This window comes from Kitasatospora sp. NPDC048545, from assembly GCF_040651155.1.
Lineage (GTDB): Bacteria > Actinomycetota > Actinomycetes > Streptomycetales > Streptomycetaceae > Kitasatospora.
The window spans coordinates 137,329-159,248 of sequence record NZ_JBEZIQ010000012.1 but is presented as its reverse complement, the minus strand read 5'-3'; the positions used below and the strand labels follow the sequence as shown (position 1 = coordinate 159,248).

Annotated in this window: 20 protein-coding genes and 1 pseudogene; 11 read left to right on the top strand and 10 right to left on the bottom strand. The window is 74.8% G+C overall.

Annotated features, from left to right (window positions below; genetic code table 11):
- Positions 1 to 48 precede the first annotated feature (48 nt).
- Positions 49 to 1,530, top strand: a complete 1,482-nt coding sequence (locus AB0D10_RS14625) for a glutamate synthase subunit beta (RefSeq protein WP_360255586.1) — start codon at positions 49 to 51, stop codon at positions 1,528 to 1,530.
- Between the two features lie 51 nt (positions 1,531 to 1,581).
- Here AB0D10_RS14625 and AB0D10_RS14620 read toward each other — a convergent pair whose 3' ends face one another.
- Positions 1,582 to 3,081: a hypothetical protein gene (locus tag AB0D10_RS14620; RefSeq protein ID WP_360255584.1), complete on the bottom strand. Its 1,500-nt coding sequence runs from the start codon at positions 3,079 to 3,081 to the stop codon at positions 1,582 to 1,584.
- 372 nt (positions 3,082 to 3,453) lie between these two features.
- Entirely contained in the window at positions 3,454 to 4,764 is a 1,311-nt protein-coding gene (locus tag AB0D10_RS14615; RefSeq protein WP_360255582.1) for an MFS transporter, read from the bottom strand.
- A gap of 142 nt (positions 4,765 to 4,906) precedes the next feature.
- Here AB0D10_RS14615 and AB0D10_RS14610 point away from each other — a divergent pair, with 142 nt between their 5' ends.
- The 4 genes from AB0D10_RS14610 to AB0D10_RS14595 all read left to right on the top strand — a co-directional run bounded on the left by AB0D10_RS14610 (position 4,907) and on the right by AB0D10_RS14595 (position 7,950).
- Positions 4,907 to 5,644 carry a TetR/AcrR family transcriptional regulator C-terminal domain-containing protein gene (locus AB0D10_RS14610; RefSeq protein ID WP_360255579.1) on the top strand — a complete coding sequence of 246 codons (738 nt, stop codon included), beginning with the start codon at positions 4,907 to 4,909 and terminating at the stop codon, positions 5,642 to 5,644.
- A complete protein-coding gene (locus tag AB0D10_RS14605) occupies positions 5,631 to 6,143 on the top strand; it encodes an isochorismatase family protein (RefSeq protein WP_360255577.1) in 513 nt (170 codons plus the stop codon). Before AB0D10_RS14610 ends, AB0D10_RS14605 begins: the two co-directional genes overlap by 14 nt.
- A gap of 127 nt (positions 6,144 to 6,270) precedes the next feature.
- Complete coding sequence (locus AB0D10_RS14600; RefSeq protein WP_360255574.1) at positions 6,271 to 6,942, top strand: HEAT repeat domain-containing protein; 672 nt, start codon at positions 6,271 to 6,273, stop codon at positions 6,940 to 6,942.
- Positions 6,943 to 6,945: 3 nt separating this feature from the next.
- Entirely contained in the window at positions 6,946 to 7,950 is a 1,005-nt protein-coding gene (locus AB0D10_RS14595; protein ID WP_360255571.1) for a MerR family transcriptional regulator, read from the top strand.
- 250 nt (positions 7,951 to 8,200) lie between these two features.
- Here AB0D10_RS14595 and murQ read toward each other — a convergent pair whose 3' ends face one another.
- A complete protein-coding gene (murQ, locus tag AB0D10_RS14590) occupies positions 8,201 to 9,211 on the bottom strand; it encodes an N-acetylmuramic acid 6-phosphate etherase (RefSeq protein ID WP_360255568.1) in 1,011 nt (336 codons plus the stop codon).
- Positions 9,212 to 9,272: 61 nt separating this feature from the next.
- Between murQ and AB0D10_RS14585 the strand changes: the two genes are divergently transcribed.
- Positions 9,273 to 9,896 carry an endonuclease gene (locus AB0D10_RS14585; protein WP_360255565.1) on the top strand — a complete coding sequence of 208 codons (624 nt, stop codon included), beginning with the start codon at positions 9,273 to 9,275 and terminating at the stop codon, positions 9,894 to 9,896.
- A 107-nt stretch (positions 9,897 to 10,003) separates the two neighbouring features.
- Here AB0D10_RS14585 and AB0D10_RS14580 read toward each other — a convergent pair whose 3' ends face one another.
- Positions 10,004 to 10,684, bottom strand: coding sequence for a DUF6445 family protein (locus tag AB0D10_RS14580; protein WP_360255563.1), 681 nt, complete (start codon positions 10,682 to 10,684; stop codon positions 10,004 to 10,006).
- A 201-nt stretch (positions 10,685 to 10,885) separates the two neighbouring features.
- Positions 10,886 to 11,539: a TetR/AcrR family transcriptional regulator gene (locus AB0D10_RS14575; protein WP_360255561.1), complete on the bottom strand. Its 654-nt coding sequence runs from the start codon at positions 11,537 to 11,539 to the stop codon at positions 10,886 to 10,888.
- A gap of 163 nt (positions 11,540 to 11,702) precedes the next feature.
- Here AB0D10_RS14575 and AB0D10_RS14570 point away from each other — a divergent pair, with 163 nt between their 5' ends.
- Both AB0D10_RS14570 and mca read left to right on the top strand, forming a co-directional pair.
- Positions 11,703 to 13,157 carry an MDR family MFS transporter gene (locus tag AB0D10_RS14570; protein WP_360255558.1) on the top strand — a complete coding sequence of 485 codons (1,455 nt, stop codon included), beginning with the start codon at positions 11,703 to 11,705 and terminating at the stop codon, positions 13,155 to 13,157.
- 273 nt (positions 13,158 to 13,430) lie between these two features.
- Entirely contained in the window at positions 13,431 to 14,384 is a 954-nt protein-coding gene (mca, locus tag AB0D10_RS14565; protein ID WP_360255556.1) for a mycothiol conjugate amidase Mca, read from the top strand.
- Positions 14,385 to 14,429: 45 nt separating this feature from the next.
- Here the strand turns inward: mca and AB0D10_RS14560 are convergent, their stop codons facing one another.
- A complete protein-coding gene (locus AB0D10_RS14560) occupies positions 14,430 to 15,230 on the bottom strand; it encodes a hypothetical protein (RefSeq protein WP_360255554.1) in 801 nt (266 codons plus the stop codon).
- A gap of 363 nt (positions 15,231 to 15,593) precedes the next feature.
- Between AB0D10_RS14560 and AB0D10_RS14555 the strand changes: the two genes are divergently transcribed.
- Positions 15,594 to 16,169, top strand: a complete 576-nt coding sequence (locus AB0D10_RS14555; protein ID WP_360255551.1) for a PaaI family thioesterase — start codon at positions 15,594 to 15,596, stop codon at positions 16,167 to 16,169.
- Positions 16,170 to 16,262: 93 nt separating this feature from the next.
- Here AB0D10_RS14555 and AB0D10_RS14550 read toward each other — a convergent pair whose 3' ends face one another.
- Both AB0D10_RS14550 and pip read right to left on the bottom strand, forming a co-directional pair.
- The gene (locus tag AB0D10_RS14550; protein WP_360255549.1) at positions 16,263 to 17,261 is read right to left on the bottom strand and encodes a YdcF family protein; all 999 of its coding nucleotides are present in this window, start codon (positions 17,259 to 17,261) and stop codon (positions 16,263 to 16,265) included.
- Positions 17,262 to 17,405: 144 nt separating this feature from the next.
- The gene (pip, locus tag AB0D10_RS14545) at positions 17,406 to 18,359 is read right to left on the bottom strand and encodes a prolyl aminopeptidase (protein WP_360255547.1); all 954 of its coding nucleotides are present in this window, start codon (positions 18,357 to 18,359) and stop codon (positions 17,406 to 17,408) included.
- A 329-nt stretch (positions 18,360 to 18,688) separates the two neighbouring features.
- Between pip and AB0D10_RS14540 the strand changes: the two are divergent.
- Positions 18,689 to 19,129, top strand: a pseudogene (locus AB0D10_RS14540) (MFS transporter); the annotation flags it as partial.
- 130 nt (positions 19,130 to 19,259) lie between these two features.
- Complete coding sequence (locus tag AB0D10_RS14535; protein WP_360255544.1) at positions 19,260 to 20,075, top strand: MFS transporter; 816 nt, start codon at positions 19,260 to 19,262, stop codon at positions 20,073 to 20,075.
- Between the two features lie 75 nt (positions 20,076 to 20,150).
- Here the strand turns inward: AB0D10_RS14535 and AB0D10_RS14530 are convergent, their stop codons facing one another.
- Both AB0D10_RS14530 and AB0D10_RS14525 read right to left on the bottom strand, forming a co-directional pair.
- Entirely contained in the window at positions 20,151 to 20,975 is an 825-nt protein-coding gene (locus AB0D10_RS14530; protein WP_360255542.1) for a lysophospholipid acyltransferase family protein, read from the bottom strand.
- Positions 20,972 to 21,826, bottom strand: coding sequence for a GNAT family N-acyltransferase (locus AB0D10_RS14525; RefSeq protein ID WP_360255540.1), 855 nt, complete (start codon positions 21,824 to 21,826; stop codon positions 20,972 to 20,974). The genes AB0D10_RS14530 and AB0D10_RS14525 overlap by 4 nt, the downstream gene beginning before the upstream one ends.
- Positions 21,827 to 21,920 lie beyond the last annotated feature (94 nt).

Here is a 21,920-nt window from a genome sequence, read left to right as displayed (position 1 = left end):
CCGGGCGGGCCGCCGGGTCAGTGTCGGCACGCCCTGCCGGAGGCCGCGATGGCAGACCGGATGGCCTTCTTCACCACCCCCCGTGCGGAGCGGGCGCGGCGGGACGCCCGGGACCGGCTGGGGGACCGGCGGGAGGTGTACCGGCCGGGGGCACTGCTGCCGGTGGTCGGCGGGCAGGCGGAGCGGTGCATGGACTGCGGACTGCCCTTCTGCCACAGCGCCTGCCCGTTGGGGAACCTGGTGCCGGACTGGAACCGGCTGGTGGCGGCAGCCGACTGGCGGGCCGCGGCGGCCCGGCTGCTGGCCACGAACAACTTCCCGGAGTTCACCGGGCGGCTCTGCCCGGCGCCCTGCGAGAGTGCCTGTGTCCTGGCGATCGGCGGAGCCGCGGTGACCATCAAGAACGTGGAGCTGGCGATCGCCGACCGGGCCTGGGAGGAGGGCTGGGACGGCCCCCTGCCGCCCGGGCGGGGCGGTGGGCGCGACGCCGGGCGGCGGGTCGCGGTGATCGGGTCGGGCCCGGCCGGGCTGGCCGCCGCCCAGCAGCTGACCCGGGCCGGACACGCCACCACGGTCTACGAGCGCGCCGACCGCGCGGGTGGACTGCTGCGGTACGGCATCCCGCCGTTCCGGTTGGAGAAGCACCGGCTGGAACGCCGGCTCGACCAGCTGCGGGCCGAGGGCACCGACTTCCGCACCGGAGTGTGGGTCGGCCGGGACGTGCCCGGCGAGGAACTGCGGTCCGGGTACGACGCGTTGGTCGTCGCGGTGGGCGCCACCGCCTGCCGGGAACTGCCGGTGCCCGGACGCGAACTGGCCGGGGTGCACCAGGCGATGGACTACCTGACCTGGGCGAACCGGACGGACGAGGGCGACTGCCCGGCCTCGCCGGTCTCCGCCGAGGGCCGCCACGTGGTGATCGTCGGCGGCGGGGACACGGCGGCCGACTGCCTGGGCACGGCGCTGCGCCAGCGCGCCGCCTCGGTCACCCAGTTGGACATCAACCCGCGCCCGCCGGAGCGCCGGGCGGCCGAGCAGCCCTGGCCGGTCCACCCCAAGGTGTACCGGGAGACCACCTCGCACGAGGAGTCCGGCGCCGTCGCAGCCGGGCCCAGGGTGTTCGCGGCGACCACCGTGGGCTTCGAACCGGGCCCGGACGGCCGGCTCGCCGCCGTCCGCTTCGCCGAGACCGAACCCGCCGACCGCAGCCCGCGGCCCGGCACCGAGCAGACCCTCCCGGCGCAGCTCGTGCTGCTTGCCCTGGGCTTCACCGGGCCGGAACCGGACCAGCGGCTGTTCGCCCAACTCGGCCTCGCCATCGGGCCGGAGGGCGCCCTGGCCAGGGACGACGGCTTCGGCACCGCGGCGGAGGGCGTCTTCGTGGCGGGCGATGCCGGGCGCGGACAGTCCCTCGTCGTCTGGGCGATCGCCGAGGGGCGGGCGGCCGCTGCCGCGGTCGACCGCTACCTGCGGGGGCGGACCGAACTCCCGTCGCCGATCCGGGCCTCGGAGCGGCCGCTCACGCCGTGAGGGCCGTCCTGATCGGGGTCGGGAGTCCGGCCGGAGCCGCCGGACCGGGTGTCAGAACAGTGGCAGACGGCGGAGGAAGACGTCCGGGACGTGGTTGGTGTCACCGGGGACGAGGGAGCCGTCGGACGAGGTGAACACCACCGCGGTGCCGAAGGCGTTGACGAACGGGGCGTCCGAGCCGGCGCCCTGGGAGCCGTCGTCCGCCAGGTCGACCCGCTCGGTGCGGCCGGTCCACAGGTCGCGGCGGAAGACGTCCGAGGCCTGGTCGGTGTCGCCGGGGACGAGGTTGTCCGCCTCCGAGGAGAAGAAGACCCAGCGGTCGTCCGCAGTCATCCGGCCGGCGTAGGAGCCCGCAGTGGTCTTCGTCCCGGGCAGGCCGACGCTGACCAGCATCTCGGTGCCCAGCGCGAGGTCGCGGGCGTAGACCTCGAAGTGGCGGTCCCACTCGCTGTCGCCGTGCAGGACCCAGGAAGAGTAGACGGCGTAGCGGCCGTCCGGGCTGATCGAGGGGTTGACCACGCCCCGGTAGCCGCCGCTGCCGTCCGGGCTGGCCAGGCGGGTCCGCGCGGCGCGCAGGTCGCGGACGTACAGCGGGTAGGTGCGCGGCTTGAGGATGTTCGCCTTGTCATCGGGCCGGACATCCTGGCGGACGTTCGGCCGGACATCCTGCCGGACGCCCGGTCGGACGTTCGGCTGCAGGGTGTCGGCGGTGAACTCCGCGTCGGAGCCGGCGGCGAGCCGGGCGACCGCGTCCGGGGAGAGGGCGTCGGGCTGGCCCGCGCCGATGATGTTGGTGGCCTTGGAGATGAAGACGACGGTGCCGCCGTCGGCGCTGATCTCGGGGGCGGAGGAGGAGGCGTCCGCCTCCCTGCCGTCCGCGCCGACGCTGACCAGGGCGGTTGCACCGGTGCGGAGGTCGGAGACGTAGATGTTGCCGCCGAACCAGGTGACCGTCCCGGGGGCGAGGTCGCTGCGGTTGGACTGGTAGGCGACGGTGAGGCCGTCCCAGCTGATCGAGGGCTGGGCGGACACCTTGTTCGGCTGCGGCGCTCCCGGGGTCCTGGCGGTGGAGACCAGCCTGGTCCGGCCGGTCCAGCGGTCGTGGACGTAGACGTCCTGGGCGCCGAGGACCGCGCCGGGCGCGAGGTCGGTGGCGGAGGAGCTGAACGCCACGTAGCGGCCGTTGCCGCTGATCGTGGCCTCGTAGGAGGCGCCGTCGGCCTGTGCGCCGTCCGGGCCGGTGTCGACCCGCTCGGTGCGGCCGGTCCACAGGTCGCGGACGAAGACGTCGGACTTTCCGTTGGTGTCACCGGGGACCAGGTTGGTGGCGTCCGAGGTGAAGACGGCGTACCGGCCGTCGGCGCTCAGACCACCGGCCTGTGAGGCGCCGTCGGGCTGGGCCTGGCCGAGGCCGACGGACACCCGTTCGGTCCGGGCGGTCGGCTGGCCGGGCAGGGACGGGGTGGCCTGCGCGGGTGCGGCACCGGCGACGGCGAGTGCGGCGGCCGCGAGGATGCAGGCCGCGCGCAGTGGGCGGCGGAAGCGGGTCATCTGGTTCCCTCCCCTGGGATCGGCCGTGCCGCGTCGGCGGTGGCGCCGAACTCCCCGGCGGCCGGCTCGGGGTGAGCCAACCGTCGGGAGGGGCGGACGGTCAACGGTTGCGCGCCGGGAGTGACGCATTCACGCCACGACGCCGCGGACACGGACGGGTCGAGCACGTACGGGCCGAGCACGTACGGGCCGTGCTGCGATCCGAGCAGGCGACGATCGGGAGATGTGCGTACGGTGATCGGGGCTTGGGACTTGGGGCGCGGGGCGCGGACTCGGGAGTTGGGGCATGGGGTGGGGGCTCGGGTCTTCGGTCCGGGGCTCCGGCTCTGGACGTGGGGTGGTCGGCGGTCGTGGTGCCGACGGTGCGGCGCGTCAAGGGGCAGGCCCGGTGAGCGGCTCCGCGGAGGGCACGGTGGAGGCGTCGGTCGCCGACCTGACGCGGTGCTCGCGCTGGTCGTAGCGCCAGAGTGCGGGGACCGCGGCGGACAGCACGGCGGCGCTGCCGAAGCAGAGCAGGCCGCCGGTGCGCAGCGCGGCCCGGATGCCCTGCCGGGCGGCGAGACCGCCGGCCCGCAGGTCGCCAAGGGCGGGCCCGGCGGCGCCGATCAGCATCTCCCACCCGGCGGCGCGACCCCGGAGCCCGTCCGGTACGGACTGGTTCCAGATCGCGCTACGGAAGGTGTCGCCGATCCAGTGCGCGCTGCCGGCGACGACCAGGCAGAGCAGCACGGTCCACGGGTCCGGGGCGAAGGCGGCCGCGGCCGTCGCCGCACCGACCAGGGCGGCGGAGAGCACGACCGGCCGGCCGTGCCGGTGCACCCGCCCCGTCCAGCCGCTCGTCGCCGCGGCGATCAGGCTGCCCACCGCGCCGGCCGAGTAGAACAGGCCGAGCGCCCAGGTCGCGTTCAGCTCCACGGCCAGGAACGGGAACAACGCGGTGGGCAGGGCGAAGACGGTGGCCGCGAGGTCGGCCAGGTAGGTGCCGATCAGATCGGGCCGCCGAGCGGCGTACCGGGCGCCCTCGACGAACGCGCCCAGCCGCGGCTTCTCGGCGTCCCGTTCCGACGGGACGGGCCGGACCCGGGCGAGCAGGGCGATCGAGAGCAGGAAGGTGCCGAGGTCGACGAGGAAGGCCGCCGGCACTCCGGCCGTCGCGATCAGCAGCCCGGCGGCGGCCGGGCCCACCACCCCGCCGACGCTCCAACGCAGCGAGAGCAGGGCGCCCGCCGCCACCAGTTGGTCGTGCGGCACCAGCCGCGGGACCATCGCCTCCACCGAGGGCTGCTGGATGCCCTGCAGGGCCGCCGCCAGCCCGGCGGCGACGTAGAGCGGCCAGACGGCGGGGGTGCCGAGCAGCGCGTCGGCCAGCAGCAGGGCGCTGAGCGCGGCCAGGGCGACCTCGGAGACCAGGGCCACCGTGCGGCGGTCCGCGCGGTCCGCGAGGACGCCGCCGTACAGGCCGAACACGACGGCGGGCACGAGTTCGACCGCGCCGACCGCGCCCACGGCCCACGGCGAGCCGGTGAGGTCGGCGATCTGCAGGGGGATCGCCGTCATCGTGAAGATCGAGCCGAACAGGGTGACCGTGCCGGCGGTCCAGGTCAGGCGGAAGTCCCGGGAGGACCGCCAGGGCGCGGTGTCCGGGAGCAGCCGGGACCGGAAACGGTCGGGGGCGGAGGTCATACGGGCGCTGGTCCCTTCGTGGTCGACGCGTGGCGCGCCGGTGTCGCGGCGGCGGCCGGTCCTTATCGCCGATAAATTCCAGCTCGGGAACTTATCGGCGATAAGGTGGGCGTGGCAAGCGATTAACCGGGAGGCCGAACGGATGGCGCTGCAACGCGACGAGGTGGTGCGCACCGCGCTGCGCCTGCTGAACGAGGAGGGCATCGAAGGGCTGACCACCCGACGGCTCGCCCGCGAACTCGGCGTCCAGTCGCCGGCGCTGTACTGGCACTTCAAGAGCAAGCGGGAGCTGCTCGACCTGATGGCCGAGGCGATGCTCGCCGAGGCCCTCCCGCCGGACCGCGAGCCCGGCCCGGACCGCTGGCCGGAGTGGATCGCCGCCGACGCCCGGGCCAAGCGCCACGCCCTGCTCGCCTACCGCGACGGTGCCCGGGTGCACGCCGGTACCCTGCCCGCCGAGGACGAACTCCCGGCCGTGGAGGCCCAGCTGAGCGCCCTCTGCACGGCCGGCCTGCGGCCGCGCACGGCCCTGCGGCTGCTGCTGACCGTCGACCGGTACGTCATGGGCTGGGTCACCGAGGAGCAGGCCTGGCAGCAGGACGCCGAGAGCCAGGAGCGGCCGCCGTTCCCGGACGACGCACTGCGCGGGCTGCCGCTGTTGCGCGAGGCGGCCGACGTGCTGCGGATGACCGACCACGACGCCGACTTCGAGTACGGGCTGCGCGTGCTGGTCGAGGGGTTCCGGGCGGAGATCGCCCGGGAGACGGGCGAGCGGGCTCCGGAGGGCGAGCGGGCTCCGGAGGGGGAGGCAGGGGCGGCGAGGGAAGCGAGGCCGGCTGGCGCGGAGGATGGGCTAGGTTGGCGCCATGACCGCCCTTGATCCCCGCAGCACGGCCCTGGTCCTGATCGACCTGATGGACCGGATCGTCGCCAACCCGCTCGCGCCGCACGCCGGTTCGGAGGTGGCCGCGACCTCGCTGGAGCTCGCCCGGGCCTTCCGGGCCGCCGGGGCCCCGGTCGTCGCCGTTCGGGTCGAGCGGCCGAACGTCGTCGAGCAGCCGCCCGGGAGCGACCTGCTCGCGGAGGTCGAGGCGGTGGCCGACGAGGTCGTGGTCAAGCGCACCATCGGCGCCTTCCAGGGCACCGGCCTGCACGAACTGCTCCGGGCGCGGGGCGTGGAGACCCTGGTGTTCGCCGGGATCGCCACCAACCTCGGGGTGGAGTCGAGCGCCCGCGCCGCCGCCGACCACGGGTACGAGCTGGTGTTCGTCGAGGACGCGATGACCGGGCTCACGGCGGAGGAGCACCGGGCGGCGGTGGAGCTGGACTTCCCGCGCCTCGGCGAGGTCGTGGTGGCGGAGGACGTGCGGCTGGGCTAGGCGGTCGGCTTCGGGCCCGGGCCTCCGGGCCTTCGGGGGTCCGTCGGGACGTCGGGTCGGTGGGTCAGCGGCGGCTTGACCTTGACACCGTGACAAGGCTTTCACTGTGGCCGAGGAGGTGGTCCCGATGACCATGACGACGAAGGACACCGCCACGGCGCGAGCCCTTCGGGGCCTGGAGGACGACGACCCGTCCGTCCGGCTGCGGGCGGCGCTGGCGATCGGTACGGCCCCGGACCCGGGGTCCGTCGGAACGCTCGTCGAGCGGTGCGCGGTCGAACCCGACTTCTCCGTGCGCGAGATGCTCACGTGGGCGCTCACCCGCCATTCGGCGTCCGCGACGGTCCCGGTGCTGGTCGACGAAGTCCGCTCGGAGCGCGCGCAGGCGCGGAGCCAGGCCCTGCACACGCTGTCCAAGATCGGGGACCGGCGGGCGTGGCCGGTGGTCACGCCGGAGCTGCTGGCCGACGCCGACGAGGACGTGGCCCGAAGCGCCTGGCGGGCCGCGGTCGTGCTCGTACCCGACGGTGCGGAGCACCGGCTGGCCGTAGGGTTGGCGACGCAGCTCGGGCGCGGCGGGCGCGAGACGCGACTGAGCCTCAGCCGGGCGCTGATCGCGCTCGGGGAGGCGGCGGTGCCGGCCGTGGACGCCGCGGCGACGGATCCCGACCCCGGTGTGCGCGCGCACGCGGTCGCCACGGAACGGCTGCGGCGCGACCCGGACGCCGGATTCGAGCTCGCGGTCGAGGAGGCCAAACGCGTCGCGGTCCTCGGCGGGCCGGGCCGGGAGGAGCGGTAGGCAGTGTTGATCGGTGACGTCGCCCAGCGGTCCGGGGTCAGCGCCCGCATGCTCAGGCACTACGAATCGCTCGGCCTGGTGCGGCCGTCGGGCCGCACCGGCTCGGGCTACCGGGAGTACTCCGAGGAGAACATCCGGCGGATCTTCCACATCGAGAGCCTGCGGTCGCTGGGGCTGTCGTTGAGTGACGTCGGGCGCGCGCTCGACGACCCCGGGTTCGCGCCCTCGGAACTCGTCGACGACCTCATCCGAAGGACGCTGGACCGCATGGCGGCCGAGACCGAACTGCTCACCCGGCTCCGGCGGATCGGCGCCGCCGGACCCGCCGGCTGGGAGGACGTCCTCCGGATCGTCTCGCTCCTCCAGGCGTTGCAGTCGACGAGCCCCGGGGCGCGGCAGCGCGCGGCCCTGTCCGCCGCGGACGACGTCGCCGTGCCGGTGGAGGCGTTGGCCGAGGCCGCGCTGAACGAGTCCGACCCGAACGTCTCCGGGGCGCTCCGCTGGGCCCTCGCGCAGGCGGGCGCCGACGCGCTGGCACCGCTCGCGGAGGGCCTCGGCTCACCCGTGGCCGAGGTGCGCGAACGCGCCGTCCGGTCCATCGCCGAGATCGCGGACGACGCGGCGACCGCACTGCTGCGGGACGCCCTCACCGGCCCCGACGCCGTGGTGCGGGGGTACGCGGCGCTGGCGCTCGGGGCCCGCGGCGTGACCGACGCCGTTCCCATGCTCATCGACATGGTCGACGGGGCGAGGAACGACGCCGACGCGGCCGACGCGCTCGGCGCGCTGGCGGCCGACCCTGCCGCGGCGGACCGGATCGCCACCGGGCTCGTCGACTGCCTCGCCCGCGCCGCCCCCGGCTCCTCGGCACGCCGACGGCTGACCCAGGCGCTCGCGGACGTCCCGGGGGCCACCGCGGCAGGTGCCCTCGCCGGTCTGACGCACGACGGGGACCCGGCCGTCGCGCTCACCGCGACCTACGTCCTGCGGCTGCGCGGGGCGCCGTGACGGACCTCCTTCAGGGGGCGTCCGCCGCGGTCCTCGGGCTCACCCGCATGCGGACGTCGTCGGCGCCGGGACGCTCACCGGCCGGGACCTGGCGGGCCCGCGGGTGCCGGCACCGCGCCCCGACGGACGTGCGGCCGCGCGGAGGCTGGTCGCGGGGCTGACGGCACCGCAGAACCGGCGACACCACGCGAAGGGGAAGCGCGACTGAGACCGGGGGGGGGAGACAGGGGAGGCGGCTGGCCGGTCCGGATCAGCCGGTCCGGGCGGCCCGCAGGGCCTCGCGCAGCCGGCCGTCGGCGGCCGTGAGGAGTCGGGAGGCGGTGGCGGCGTCCACATCGGCGAGCAGGAGCAGGACCGCGTCCTTGGCCCGTCCGTCGGTCGCGGTGAGGGCGCGGCGGACGGCCTCCTCGTCGGCGCCGGTGGCCTCGGCGACGATCCGCCGGGCGCGCTCGCGCAGCTTGGCGTTGGTGGCCCGGACGTCGACCATCAGGTTTCCGTACGTCCGGCCGAGGCGGACCATCACCGCCGTCGACAGCATGTTGAGCACCAGCTTCTGCGCCGTGCCCGCCTTGAGCCGGGTCGAGCCGGCCAGCACCTCGGGGCCCACCTCCACCTCGACGGCCAGATCGGCGGCGGCCGCCAGTGCCGAATCGGGGTTGCAGGCCAGAGCGACGGTCAGCGCGCCGGTGGCCCGGGCGGCCCGCACCGCCGCCACCGCGTACGGGGTGCGGCCGGAGGCCGAGACCCCCACCAGGATGTCGGCGGGTGTGAGGGCCAGTGCGGCCACGTCGGCCCCGGCGAGTTCGGGGCGGTCCTCGGCGCCCTCGACGGCCTCCGTCACGGCCGTCCGGCCGCCCGCGATCAGGGCCACGACGAGTGCCGGATCGGTGCCGAAGGTCGGTGGGCACTCGGCCGCGTCCAGCACCCCGAGGCGGCCGGCCGTGCCCGCCCCGGCGTAGACCAGCCGCCCGCCGCGCGCCAGCCGGCCTGCCACCGCGTCGACCACGGCGGCGATCTGCTCCACCTGGGCGGCGACGGCCGCCGGGACGGTGCGGTCCTCGGCGTTCATCAGGCGAAGTAGGTCGACGGTGGGCAACTCGTCGATGGCGGCCCAGTCGGGGCGGATCGCCTCGGTGGTCGACGCGGTGGGTGGCGCGGAGGGCGGGCCGGGGTGGACGGGGTGGCCGGTCTCGGGCTCCGGGGCTGTCGGCGGGGCGGTCGGCCGGTGTGTGCGGTCGTGGGCCGCGGTGTCCTGGTCCATGCGGCGAAGCGTCCCCCGGTGCGCCGGGCCCGAATCGGGGCAAGCGTGGAGGCAGGAGGTGATGGCCGTGGACACGACCGTTTCCGAGCTGTTGGACCGGTTCGGCCGCACCTATGCGGAGGAGGCCGGGATCACGCTGCGCGACGAGCCCTCACCGCTCTACCGGCTGCTCGTGCTGACGGTCCTCTGCTCGGCCCGAATCAGCGCCGGCACCGCCACCGCGGCGGCCCGTGAGCTGTCGGCCGCCGGTCTGCGGACACCGCGCGCGATGGCCGGCGCCCGGCGCGGCACGCTCGTCGCGGCACTCGGCCTGGCCCACTACGTGCGCTACGACGAGAGCACCGCCACCGCACTGGTCCGGGGCGCCGAACTGCTGCTCGACCGCTGGCGCGGCGATCTGCGGCGGCTGCGGGAGGAGGCCGACGGCGAGCCCGAGCGGATCGGCGGGCTGCTGCGGGAGTTCCCCCGGATCGGGCCGGTCGGGGCCGGGATCTTCCGGCGCGAAGCGCAGGCGGTCTGGCCGTCGCTGCGGCCGTACTTCGACGAGCGGGTGCTGGCGCGGGCCCGGGCGCTCGGGCTGCCGGGGAGTCCGGCGGGCCTGGCGGGGCTGGTCGGGGCGGAGGATCTGGCCCGGCTGGCGGCGGCGCTGACGCGGGCGGGACCGGCGGACGTCGGGGCCGCCTGAGCCGGAATGTCAGGGCGTCGGGCCGTCGCTCGGCGTCGGGCTGTCGGTCGGTGAGGGGCCGGCCGCCGATGAGGGACCGTCGGCAGGCGTCGGGCCGTCCGACGGGGTCAGGCCATCCAGAAGAACACCGCCGTCATCCGGCGGTCCGCCAGTTCGTCGCCGTAGTAGGTGGTGGCGCTGTGGATCAGATTGGCGTGGTAGAGCAGCAGTTGGTTGTAGCGGTTGGGGACGCGGACGTCCTCGACGAAGTGGTCGGCGGGCACGCGGCGGGTGCCGAGCGCCTCGACCAGGTTGGTGTGCGGGGCGTCGACCAGATTGCCGCCGAGGCGGCCGCCGGGGAACTGCTGGCGGTAGAAGCTGGTGCCGGCGTCCTTGGGCGCGCCGGGGCTGAGGTAGAGCACGGCGGCGTAGCGGCAGAGCGCGCGGGAGTCGGTGTGCGGGCGGGACTCGGACTCTCCGGCGCCGACGACCTGGACGCAGTTGTGATTGAGCGTGCCGCCGCCCGGGGTGCTCTGCACCCAGAGCCGGGAGGCGCCGGTGGCCTTGCGGACCAAGGCCTCGACCCGGGTCAGCTCGTCGGGCTCCAGGCCCGGCATGGTGCGCAGGCCGGGCCAGGTCTCGGGGCGGTGCGGGTAGCCCTCGGTCCACTCGCCGCGGGCCAGGCAGCGCTCGCGGACGGCGTCCGGGTCGGACAGGACGTCGTTCAGGACCCAGTAGTCCCGGCCCCGGGTGGGCTTGCGGTACGGCAGGACCGGCAGCGTGGTGGGCCTGATGGGCTGTGAGGGCATGGGCCGACGATAGAGGCGGTGATCGTCAACCTTCTGCCGTGAGCAGGTCAACTTTTCGTCAAGGGTGCTCCGGGTCGGGTGAGCCGCTCGGCCCCCCGTCCGGTGCTGGGCGCCGGGCTCACCGTCGGTTCGTCGCCGGACCCAGGGGCAGGCTCACCGCCGGGCTCACCGCCGGGCTCACCGCCGGGCTCACCGCCGGGGTCACCGCCGGGCCTCGCGCACGGCGAAGCCACCCAGTGCGCCCTCCAGTCGGCCGTAGGCGTGGACGGCGGACGGGCGGACCGCGGCGGCGATCGCGGCCTGCTCCTCGCCGGCCAGGGTGCGGCGCAGGACCTCGCCGAACACCGCCCGGTCGACGGCGGCGAGCAGTGCGGCGGCGACCCGGCTCTCGAAGCCGACGGGTCTCTCGTGCACGGCCTCGGCGAGCGCCTCGGCGAGCGCGGTCTCGCTCTGCTCGTGCACCTCGCGCAGTCGGGCGACCAGGGCCGGGCTGTCGAAGACCGTACGGGCGAAGGCGGGGTCGGAGAAGCCGAGCCGGGGGTCGTGCCGGTCGAGCCTGGCCAGGCAGTCGCGGCGCAGCGCGGCGAGGGCGGACTCGCCCGGCGCGCGCTCGGCGACGACCCGGGCGAGCCGGTCGACGAGCTCCTCGTGCAGGTCGAAGAAGAGGTCCTCCTTGCGCGGGAAGTGGTTGGTGACGGTCATCTTGGCGACGCCCGCGGCGGCCGCGACCTCGGCGATCGTCGTCCGGTCGAAGCCCTGCTCGATGAAGAGCCTGGTGGCGGCGTGCGAGATCGCCTCGTGGGTGCGGCGCTTGTTGAGCTCGCGGAGGTTCGGCGGTGTCCCGGTCTCGGTCATGGCGGGAGCCTAGCGCAGCTCGCTGGGTCGAGCACAGTAATTAGGCTTGACCCAGAGACTGGGTCCGTCCTAAGTTCTTCTCGGGCGGCCGAGGAGGTCGCCGGGGTGGCCGCCGGATGGCACGGGGGCGACTCGACCGAGGCACGTCTCAGGGGAGGGGCGCATGACCACATCAGTCACGGCGGAGGGTCGGCGAGGGGGAGTTCGGGGGGAGGGCGAGCAGTCGGAGCCGATTCCGCCGGGCCTGTGGAAGATGGGCGCGGTGCTCGCGCTGGGTCCGGTCCTGGCGCTGCTGGACACGACGATCGTCAACGTCGGCATCGACTCCGTCGGCCGCGACCTGCACAGCTCGATCGCGGCGGTGCAGTGGGTGGCCACGGGGTACCTGCTGGCGATCTCGCTGACCATGCCGCTCTCCGGCTGGGCCGCGGGCCGCTTCGGGGCCCGGCGGGCGTGGCTCGCCTCGGTCGTCCTGTTCGTCCTCGGATCGGCGCTGTGCGGCCTGGCCTGGTCGACGGGCAGTCTGATCGCCTTCCGGGTGCTGCAGGGAATCGGCGGCGGGATGATTCAACCGCTCGGCCAGACCATCATCATACAAGCGGCCGGTCCGTCCCGGATCGGGCGGGTGATGGGCACCCTGATGCTCCCGATCAGCCTGGCCCCGGTCCTGGGGCCCATCCTCGGCGGGCTGGTGCTGGAGCACCTCGATTGGCGCTGGATGTTCCTGCTGAACGTGCCGGTCGGCCTGCTGACCCTGTTGCTGGCGGCCCGTTGGCTGCCCTCCGACGAGGCGTCCGATGCACCGAAGCCCCGGCTGGACGTGACGGGCCTGGCGCTGCTCTCGCCCGGTCTGACCGGCCTGGTCTACGGGCTCTCGACGGTCGGTGACGGCGGAACGGCCGGCTGGGTCGCCCTGGTGGCGGGCGCGGTGCTGGTGGCGGCCTACGGCTGGTACGCGCTGCGGGTGGGGCGCGGTGGGGTCCGGGCGCCGCTGATCGACCTGCGGCTGTTCGCCCGGCGCGGTTTCAGCGTGGCGACGGCGAACAGCTTCCTGCAGGGGGCCGCGCTCTACAGCTCGATGTTCCTGGTCCCGCTCTACTACCAGCAGGTGAAGCACGCCGGGGCGGTGGAGGCCGGCCTGCTGCTGGCACCGCAGGCCCTCGGTACGGCGGTCACCGCGATGCTGGCCGCCCGCATCACGGACCGCGTCGCGCCGCGCCCGCTCATCATGATCGGCATCGCCTGCTCCCTGGCCGGCACGCTCGCGTTCACCCGGTTGGGCAGCGGTTCCGAACCGGCCGCCTGGCTGATCGCCGGCTCGCTGGCGCTGCGCGGCGCGGGCATGGGGATCATCGCGATACCCGGCCTGGCGGCGGTGTACGGGAGCGTCGAGAAGGCGCAGGTGCCGGCGGCGGCCGGTGCGGTCAACGTCCTGAACCGGGTCGGCGGGGCGCTCGGCACGGCGGTGCTGACCCTGGCTCTCCAGCAGGCGCAGAGCGGTCACCAGGACCGGCCGGGCGCGGCCTTCGGGGAGACCTTCTGGTGGGTGCTGGCCCTCTCGGCGCTGGCGATCGCGCCGGCCTGGCTCTATCCGAACACCCGCAAGGAGGCCGCCTGAACGGCCGTCAGCCCGGCCGTCAACCTGGCCACCGAACGGCTCTCGACCGCGGCGGCTCCCGGCCCCGGAGGCTCCCGACCGGCGGTGCTCGACCCCGGCGGTGCTCGACCCCGGCGGTGCTCGACCCCGGCCGTCCTCGACCCCGGCGGTGCTCGACCCCGGCCGTCCTCGACCTCGGCGCTTCTCGACCGGCTGTTCCGCAGCCGGTCCCGCGAACGGCAGAACTCTCGACCGACCTTTGACCGACTTTCGACCGGTTCCACGGAGACACCCATGTTCACCAAGCATCCCGGCGGCCTGCGCCTGCTCAGCGTGCACGCGCACCCCGACGACGAGTCCAGCAAGGGCGCGGCCACGCTCGCCCGGTACGCCACCGAGGGAGTGGAGGTCCTGGTCGCCACCTGTACCGGCGGCGAGCGAGGTTCGGTGCTCAACCCGGCGTTGGACCGTCCCGAGGTCCGGGCCGACATCGCCCGGATCCGGCGCGAGGAGATGACGGCCGCCCGGGAGATCCTCGGGGTGCGTCAGCGATTCCTCGGCTTCGTCGACTCCGGCATGCCCGCGCCGGACGAGCCGCTGCCGGAAGGCTGCTTCGCCGCACAGCCGGTGGAGGTCGCGGCGGCGCCGCTGGTCGCGCTGATCCGCGAGTTCCGTCCGCACGTGGTCATCACCTACGACGAGACCGGCGGGTACCCGCACCCCGACCACGTGATGACCCACCGGGTCGCCGTGGCCGCCTTCGAAGCCGCCGCCGACCCGGCGCGCCACCCGGGGACGGGCGAGCCCTGGCAGGCGTCCAAGCTCTACTACCACCTGGCGCTCTCCCGGGCCTGGTTCCAGACTCTGCACGACGCCATGACGGAGCGCAGTGTTCCGTCGGCCATGGGCGAACTGCTGGCCGAGTGGCCCGATGTGCCGCCCGCCCTGCCGACCACCACCCGGGTCGCGTGCGCCGAGCACTTCGCCGTGCGGGACGCGGCGATGCTGGCGCACGCCACCCAGGTCGCACCCGGAACCGCGTTCATGGCCCACCCCCGGGACATCGAGCGGGAGGTCTGGCCGACCGAGGACTACCACCTGGCCCGGAGCCTGGTGCCCGTGGCTGCCGGTGCGGTCGGTGGGGCTACCGGTGGTGCGACCGGTGGGACGGCCCCGGCCGGCGAGGTCGAGAGTGACCTGTTCGCCGGGCTCCGCGAGGATCAGGGGGGCTCGGACGTGTCCTCCTGACCATCTGTCGTGCCGCCCTGCGAACCGCTGCTCGCCCGAACGGCGTCAGCGTGGCGGATGGCGGTGGTGATCACCACGCAGGACGAGGGCGGGCGCGTCGGGGTCGTAGGCTCCGCAGGCGGTGGCGGACCAGGCCGACCACTGCTGCGGCACGGTGTAGTAGGGCACCAGGCGCGGTCCGCTGTCCCAGTCGGTGGCCCCGGCGGGAAGCAGTGCCGGAAGCACGTCCGGGGTCTGGCCCGCCAGGATGGCGTTGCGGCAGGACCGGCAGGCCGGACGCCGGTCCGCGGCGGCCTCCCGGGCGCCGTGGGTGGGGCGCTGGCGCTGCTTCTTCCCGGGCCGAGGGGCGGTGGCGGCGGGGAGGGCCGGGCCGTGCAAAGGGTTGTAGAAGCAGCGGACGGTCGGCTGCTCGGGGCGGTGCCCCGCCAGCAGGGCGTGGGCGGCGGCGAGCCGCTCGACGGCCTGTTCTGCCAGTACGACCGCGGCCGCGAGGCCGGGGAGGTCGGTGTGGGGGTCCTCGGCCTGCTCCAGCAGCCGCCCGGCGGCCTCGAACGTCTCCAGGGCCCACAGGTACCCGGCGCGTGCGGCTGACTGCGTGGAGCCGGTGGTCTCCTCGGCGGAAAGCCGTAGTTCGGCGGCCCGGAAGAGTTCGCCCGCGGCGGTCACCCGCTGCGCGGCGAGCCGTGCGAGCCGGTCGCGTAGCACCTCCCACTCGCCCAGCACCAGCTCCCGCCGCTCCCGCTCGGCGCGCTGCCGCGCGGCCCGCGTACGCCGCGGGCCACGCCGATCGGTCTGCTCCTGCGGAACCGTCAGCAGTCTGACGAACCACCAGCGGCGAAACACCATGCCTCCGACACACCACCACGGGCCGACACCCTGACCAGGACCAAACAGGATCAGGACCAACGGGATCATTCTGCGCCCGCCGCTCAGAACGGGTGACACCGGCCCGGTTCCGATCCGCAGGGCTCGCCCTGGCGACCGTCCTCAGGGCTGCACAAGGGCCGCACAAGAGCCGAGCGAGGCGGTGGATCGTGGGAGCGAGTGTTCGGCCCGGGGGCTGCAGCGCCGAATCGTGGTGCGGCCCGCCACGATTCGGCCCGTCGAGAAGGTTGCGGGGAGCCGGGGCGGGGAGCAGCCGGCCGTGGTTGCCCTGCCGTACCACGGAAGGCACTTGAGACGGATCACCGAACCGGGCAGGTTGATCCCATGACGACTTCAGAGATCGACTCCGACAAGCAGCAGCAGCAGAAGCAGCAGCAGAAGCCGCAGCACCCGTCCGACCGGGAACTGCGCACCCGGACCCACACCTGGACGGCCGGTCCGCCGATCGCCGAGTACTCCCACCTGAGCGGGGAGGAGATCCTGCTGGAGTGGATCGCCGGGCGGATCCCGGAGCCCTCGATCTGCAGCACCATGGGCTTCCACCTCACCGAGGTGAAGCCGGGCACGGCGGTGTTCGAGGGCCACTTCGGCGACCACCTCCACAACCCGATGAACACCGTGCACGGCGGCTACCTGGCCACCCTGCTGGACTCGGCGCTCGGCTGCGCCGTGCTGAGCAGGCTGCCGGCCGGCCTCGGTTACACGACCACCCAGCTGAACGTGCACATGCTGCGCCCGCTGTTCGCGGACTCGGCGCCGGTGCGCTGCGAGGCCGAGGTGCTGCACCTGGGCCGGACGATGGCGACCGCCGAGGCCAGAGTGATCGGTGTGGAGAACGGAAAGCTCTACGCGCACTCCACCACCACCTGCGCGATCCTGGCGCCCCGGCCCGCGGCCTGACGGGTCGACGTCCCGAGCGGCCGGAACGACCTGGTCCCGGCCGCCGAGGCTGCCGGGACCAGGCCCGAGGAAGGTCCCGGACGCCGGGGGCGCTCAGAGCGCCGCGAGCACCCCGCAGAGCGCGAGGAGGCCGCAGATCCCGAAGTTGACGAGCTTGTGGGAGAGGAACACCGCCGCGAACTCGCGGATGGTCGCGCTCGGCCAGTAGTACCGCGCGGTGGGCGAGCCGAGGACGTGCCCGTTCACTCCGGTCTTGCGGGCGAGCAGCGCCGCCCGGAAGGCGTGGAAGTCGTTGGTGACCACGACGCAGCGGTAGTCGGGCTTGGCCCGCTCCATGATGGCCTTGCTGAAGAGCAGGTTCTCCTCGGTGGTGCGCGAGCGGTCCTCCCGCTCCAGCTGCCCGGCCGGGAAGCCGCGTTCGGCCAGGTAGTCGGCCATCGCGTGGGACTCCGGCAGCTTCTCGTCCGGCCCCTGACCGCCCGAGGTGATCAGCACCGGCGGGTTGCCGCGTGCGGCCTGCTTCTCGTACGCCTGGCGGCCCCGCTCCAGTCGGCTGGCCAGCAGCGGCGGGACGCGTTCGCCGCCGATCAGCCCGGAGCCGAGCACGACCACGAAGTCGACGTTCCGGCGCGGTCGGTGGCGGCTGTAGAGGAAGGCGTAGCCGACGAAGCAGACGAACAGGAACGAGACGTAGAGGACGACCAGGACGGCGGTGCCCGCCAGCACGGCCAGCGACTTGGAGCCGGTGACGAGGGCGGCGAGCAGCAGCCCGATCACGCCGAGCATGCCCGATCCGGCGAGCAGGGACAGCAGGTTGGCGGGCCGGGTGCCCTCCTTGCGGATCATGGTGATGCCGTTGGAGATCAGGAACCAGATCAGCGCCACCGTGCCGAGGGCCGGCAGCAGGATGATCGCCACCGCGACGACCTCCACCACGAGTGTGGGGGCCTTGCGGAGTCCGGCGAGCAGGGCCAGCAGGAGGAGCGAGACGGCGATGCCGAGGAGGACGGCGTTGCTGAACTGACGGCGGTCGCGCAGTACCCCGATTCCGAACAACAGGAAGAACAGTGCGGCCGGGGCGTAGGCGATCATGCGTCGTATCGTAGGGGTTCATCGGAATGGGCCGTGGGTGACGGATGGCCGGGACCTCCAGGCCGGTACCGGCGCCCCCGACGTCCACGCCGCCCCGGACTCGCACTTCGCCCCTCACGCTTCGCCCCGGCCGGTCCCGGATGCTCAGGCGAACCGCTCGATCGCGGACAGGACCGCCTCCGTCATCCGCGGGCTCCCGGTGTGCCCGGATTCGTCGATGACCGTCAGTCGGGCGTCCGGCCAGGCCTTGGCCAGCTTCCAGGGGATGCCGAGGGGGGCGCCGAGATCCAGCCGCCCGTGGATGAGCTCGGCCGGGATCCCGGCCAACCGCCCGGCGTCGCGCAGCAGTTGACCGTCGGTCAGGAAGGCCCGGTGGGAGAAGTAGTGTGCGGTGATCCGGGTGAAGGCCATGAGGGCGTCGGAGGGGCGGTCGCTGTAGGCGTTCGGCTTGCCCAGGGCCTCGTGCGCGATGACCGCGTCCTCCCAGGTGGCCCAGGCGTTGGCGGCGGCCCGTCGGACCGTCTCGTCGGAGTCGTTGAGCAGCCGGCTGTAGGCGGCGAGGAGGTCGCCGTCCCGGTCGGCGGCCGGCAGGAAGTCCCGGAAGTCCTCCCATGGTCCGGGGATCAGTCGGCCGACGCCCCGGTAGAGCCAGTCGAGTTCGTCGACGTCGGTCATGGTGACCCCGCAGATCACGATCCCGGAGACCCGTTCCGGGTGCGCCTGGGCGTACGCGAGGATCAGTGTGGAGCCCCACGAGCCGCCGTACAGCAGCCACTTGTCGATGCCGAGGTGTTCGCGCAGCCGCTCCATGTCGGCGATCAGGTGCGCGGTGGTGTTGTGCTCCATCCGGGTCGACGGGTCGGCGGCGTGCGGCAGGCTCTGCCCGCAGCCGCGCTGGTCGAACTGGACGACGCGGTAGCGCTCCGGGTCGAAGTACCGCCGGGAGCCCGGGCTGTGGCCGGATCCGGGCCCGCCGTGCACCACCGCGGCCGGGGTGCCCGCCGGGTTCCCGGAGGCGTTCCAGTACATCCGTTGCCCGTCACCGACGTCCAACAGGCCCTGGGCGTACGGCTCGTAGAGGGGGTAGGTGGTGGGCATCGGTGACTCCTCCGTGGTCGTACGGACGGGGGTGCCCGGTGAGCCTACCCCGGGGCCGGGCGCCGCCGTACGGCCGTCGAGCCGCCGGATCAGCGCCGCTCCGGCGGGAGCAGCGTGGCGAGACCGTCGAGGATGCGCTCCACGCAGAACTCGAAGCGGACGTCGAGATCGGGTTCGGTGAGGTCGGCGGCGAGCTCGACCAGGTTGGGGAAGGTCTCGACGGGCAGGGCGCGGAAGCGGTCGCGGACCTCGCCGACGACCTCCAGCCGACTGGCGCCGTCGGCCTCGGCGGCCGACAGGGGTGACTCAGCCTCGTCTACGCCGCCCTCCTGCTGACCGGTGGCACGCTCGGCGACCGCTACGGCCGTACCCGGGTGTTCCGGCTCGGTCTCGCCCTGTTCACGGCGGGCTCCGCCGTCGCCGCCCTCGCGGGGACGATCGGGGTGCTGGTCGGCGCCCGGATGCTGCAGGGCGTCGGGGCGGCCCTGCTCACCCCCGGCAGTCTCGCCCTGCTGCGGCACGTCTTCACCGACGAGCGCGAGCGGGCCGGCGCCGTCGCCACGTGGTCCGGGGTCTCCGCGCTCGGCCTCTCGGTGGGCCCCGTGATCGGCGGCCCGATGGTCGAGCACCTCGGCTGGGCCAGCGTGTTCTGGATCAACGTGCCGATCGGGGCCGTCGGGCTGCTGCTCGCCGCCCGTGTCCTGCCGGACATCCCGCCGCGCCCGCGCCGGATCGACCTCGGTGGCCTCGCGCTGTCCGCCACCGGGCTGACCCTGCTGGTCCACGCCCTGGTCGAGGGCCCGTCCCGGGGCTGGACGGACGCCCGGGTGCTCGTCGGCGGCGCGGCGGCCGCCGTTCTGCTGCTCGCCTTCCTGGTGCTCGAACTGCGCCTCGGAGCCGATGCTGGAGCTGCGGCTGTTCCGGGACGGCGCACTGGCCGGCGCGCTGCTCAGCGGGTTCATGGTCAGTTTCGGGATGTTCGGCGCCCTGTTCTTCCTGCCGCTGATGATGCAGGGCACCCTCGGGTGGTCACCGGCCGCCGCGGGCTACGCCGGACTGCCGATGACCGCGATGCTGGTGGTCGCCGCGCCGCTGTCCGGCCGGCTGACCGCCCGTCACGGCCCGCGGCCGCCGCTGGTGCTCGGCCTGGCGCTGTGCGCGGCGGGTCTCGGCGGGCTGGCGCTGTACGGCGACCACGCCCGCTACCCGGAATACCTGTGGACGCTGTTCGCGATGGGCCTCGGGATGGGGCTGACCTTCACCCCGGTGTCGATCGCCGTGATGATGCGGGTCCCCCCGGAACGGACCGGGATGGCCTCGGCCGCCGTCAACACGCTGCGCGAACTCGGCGGCGTACTCGGGATCGCCGTGCTGGGCGCCGTGCTGACCGACCGGCTGACCGGTTCCCCGACGGCCGCCCTGGACCGGCTCGGCGTCCCACCGGACGTGGTCGGCCCGGTCGCGGACGCGCCCACCGGCGCGCTGCACGGGGGCGGACCGGGAACGGCGGCCCTGCCCGGCCCCGTCCGGGACGCCGTGGACGGGGCGTTCATCGACGGCATCCACCTCGCCGTGCTGTGCGGGGCGGCCGCGCTCGCCGTCACCGCCGTGCTGGTCGCCGTCCTGCTCGGCCGGGCCCGACCGGTCGTCCCGGCCGGTGCCGCCGCCGGGCGGCAGCCGCACCCGGCGGAGCCGGCCGGATCCCGACGGGCCTGACCGGCCGGGGTTGACGGGCCGGGCCTGACCGGCCGGGGTTGACCGGGCCGGCCCGGCCGCCGTGGTGGCGGCCGGTCAGCGGATGCCCTCGACCGCCGCCTGCGCCGCGCGGGCCAGTTCGCGCCGCGCGCCGGACCGGGTGGCCCGCGGGGCGGGCGGCGGGATCGGCGGCAGGAACGTCACGTCGGCGACCAGCCCGCGCGCCGCGACCACCCGGGCGAGCGAGGTGAGCAGGCCGTCGTCCCCGACGAAGGCCGGGACACTGGTCGGCCGCCCGTCCGCCAGCCGGTAGCGGATCGTCACCGGCTGGACGAAGGCCCCGGCCTCCACCGCGGCCTGGAACAGCGCGGGGCGGAACCGCCCGCTCTCCCGCCCGCACCAGGTCGAGCCCTCCGGGAAGACGATCACCGGGTGTCCGGAGCGCAGCTCCTCGGCGACCTCCGCGACGGTGTCGGGCAGTGTCCGCAGCCGGTCGCGGTCCAGGAAGACGGTGCCGCCCCAGGCGACCAGCGGGCCGAGCACCGGCCACCGCCGGACCTCGGTCTTGGCCAGTGAGCGGCCCGGCCGGCCGGCGGCGAGCAGCGGGATGTCCAGCCAGGACACGTGGTTGGCCACCACGAGCACACCGCCGCCGCCCGCGCCGGAGGGCCGGGCGCCGGGCCCGGCGAGGTGGACGGTCACGCCGAGGGTGCGCAGCAGGACGCGCGCCCAGAGCCGGATCAGCCGCTCCCTCCCCCCGTACGGAAGCAGGCGGACCGGCGGGCTGAGCACGACGCCGGCCACCGCCGCCGCCAGGCAGGCCGTCAGCCGCAGCGCCCGCCGGGGGTGGGAGACCTCCGGGGCGGGGTCGGCGAGGCAGGTCTCGGGCCGGCAGGTCGCCGTGGGCAGCCAGACGCTCACGACGCGGAGCCCAGGCCGGGCAGCCCGGAGAGGAAGTGCCGCAGGTAGCGCGGGTCGGTGCGCTCCAGCGAGAGCAGCACGTACAGGTCGGCGCAGTCGAAGTCCGGGTCGTACGCGGGCTCGCCGCAGACCCAGGCGCCGAGCCGCAGGTAGCCGCGGAGCAGCGCCGGCAGCGGGCCCCGCTCGGCGCGCGGCACACCGGTGGCGTCCCAGCGGTGGCGCGGGGCGACCCGGTACTCGGCGGGGGCCAGGTGCTTGGCGCTGACGGTGTCCCAGACCCGGGCGGCGGTGGCGCCGCCGTCCTCCAGGCCGATCGAGCAGCAGCCGCCGACCCAGGTGTTGCCGGTGTCGGCGAGGTAGCGGGCGATGCCGCCCCACATCAGGTTGATGACGGCGCCGTTGCCCCGGTGGTCCGGGTGGATGCAGGAGCGCCCCAGCTCGACCAGGCCGGGGCGGACCGGCGTCAGGGCGGAGAGGTCGAACTCGCCCTCGGAGTAGAGCCGTCCGGCGCTGCGGGCGGCCTCGGGGCGCAGCAGCCGGTAGGTGCCGACGACGGCGCCGTGCTCGCCCTCGCGGACCAGGAGGTGGTCGCAGTGCTCGTCGAACGGGTCGACGTCCAGGCCCGCGACCGGGCTGTGCAGGACGGCGCCGAGCTCGGCGGCGAACACCTGGTGGCGCAGCCGCTGGGCGGCCCGCACGTCGTCCTCGTCGCGGGCGAGGGAGACGGTGTAGGCGGCCGGGGCGGGCGTGCGGACGACGGCCGGGGCGGGCCGGTGGCGGGGGACGGGGACCGCCGGGGCGTCGTGGGTGGGGGCGACTGCGGACGGAGCGTACGTGGGGACGGTGGTCATGGCGGACCCTCCAGGGCAGCACGATCGGCGGTGCCGAGGATCGCCAGGGCACCGTCCCGGTCCGCAGGTGGTTTGGGCATGGACGCGAACCGGT

Coding starts and splice junctions, on each gene's coding strand:
- AB0D10_RS14525 (WP_360255540.1), bottom strand. CDS start 21,826: ATGACCACCGTCCCCACGTACGCTCCGTCCGCAGTCGCCCCCACCCAC.
- AB0D10_RS14575 (WP_360255561.1), bottom strand. CDS start 11,539: ATGACCGAGACCGGGACACCGCCGAACCTCCGCGAGCTCAACAAGCGC.
- AB0D10_RS14585 (WP_360255565.1), top strand. CDS start 9,273: ATGGCCGTGGACACGACCGTTTCCGAGCTGTTGGACCGGTTCGGCCGC.
- AB0D10_RS14625 (WP_360255586.1), top strand. CDS start 49: ATGGCAGACCGGATGGCCTTCTTCACCACCCCCCGTGCGGAGCGGGCG.
- mca (WP_360255556.1), top strand. CDS start 13,431: ATGTTCACCAAGCATCCCGGCGGCCTGCGCCTGCTCAGCGTGCACGCG.
- AB0D10_RS14580 (WP_360255563.1), bottom strand. CDS start 10,684: ATGCCCTCACAGCCCATCAGGCCCACCACGCTGCCGGTCCTGCCGTAC.
- AB0D10_RS14620 (WP_360255584.1), bottom strand. CDS start 3,081: ATGACCCGCTTCCGCCGCCCACTGCGCGCGGCCTGCATCCTCGCGGCC.
- pip (WP_360255547.1), bottom strand. CDS start 18,359: ATGCCCACCACCTACCCCCTCTACGAGCCGTACGCCCAGGGCCTGTTG.
- AB0D10_RS14605 (WP_360255577.1), top strand. CDS start 5,631: ATGACCGCCCTTGATCCCCGCAGCACGGCCCTGGTCCTGATCGACCTG.
- AB0D10_RS14550 (WP_360255549.1), bottom strand. CDS start 17,261: ATGATCGCCTACGCCCCGGCCGCACTGTTCTTCCTGTTGTTCGGAATC.
- AB0D10_RS14600 (WP_360255574.1), top strand. CDS start 6,271: ATGACCATGACGACGAAGGACACCGCCACGGCGCGAGCCCTTCGGGGC.
- AB0D10_RS14555 (WP_360255551.1), top strand. CDS start 15,594: ATGACGACTTCAGAGATCGACTCCGACAAGCAGCAGCAGCAGAAGCAG.
- AB0D10_RS14615 (WP_360255582.1), bottom strand. CDS start 4,764: ATGACCTCCGCCCCCGACCGTTTCCGGTCCCGGCTGCTCCCGGACACC.
- AB0D10_RS14610 (WP_360255579.1), top strand. CDS start 4,907: ATGGCGCTGCAACGCGACGAGGTGGTGCGCACCGCGCTGCGCCTGCTG.
- AB0D10_RS14570 (WP_360255558.1), top strand. CDS start 11,703: ATGACCACATCAGTCACGGCGGAGGGTCGGCGAGGGGGAGTTCGGGGG.
- AB0D10_RS14560 (WP_360255554.1), bottom strand. CDS start 15,230: ATGGTGTTTCGCCGCTGGTGGTTCGTCAGACTGCTGACGGTTCCGCAG.
- murQ (WP_360255568.1), bottom strand. CDS start 9,211: ATGGACCAGGACACCGCGGCCCACGACCGCACACACCGGCCGACCGCC.
- AB0D10_RS14535 (WP_360255544.1), top strand. CDS start 19,260: ATGCTGGAGCTGCGGCTGTTCCGGGACGGCGCACTGGCCGGCGCGCTG.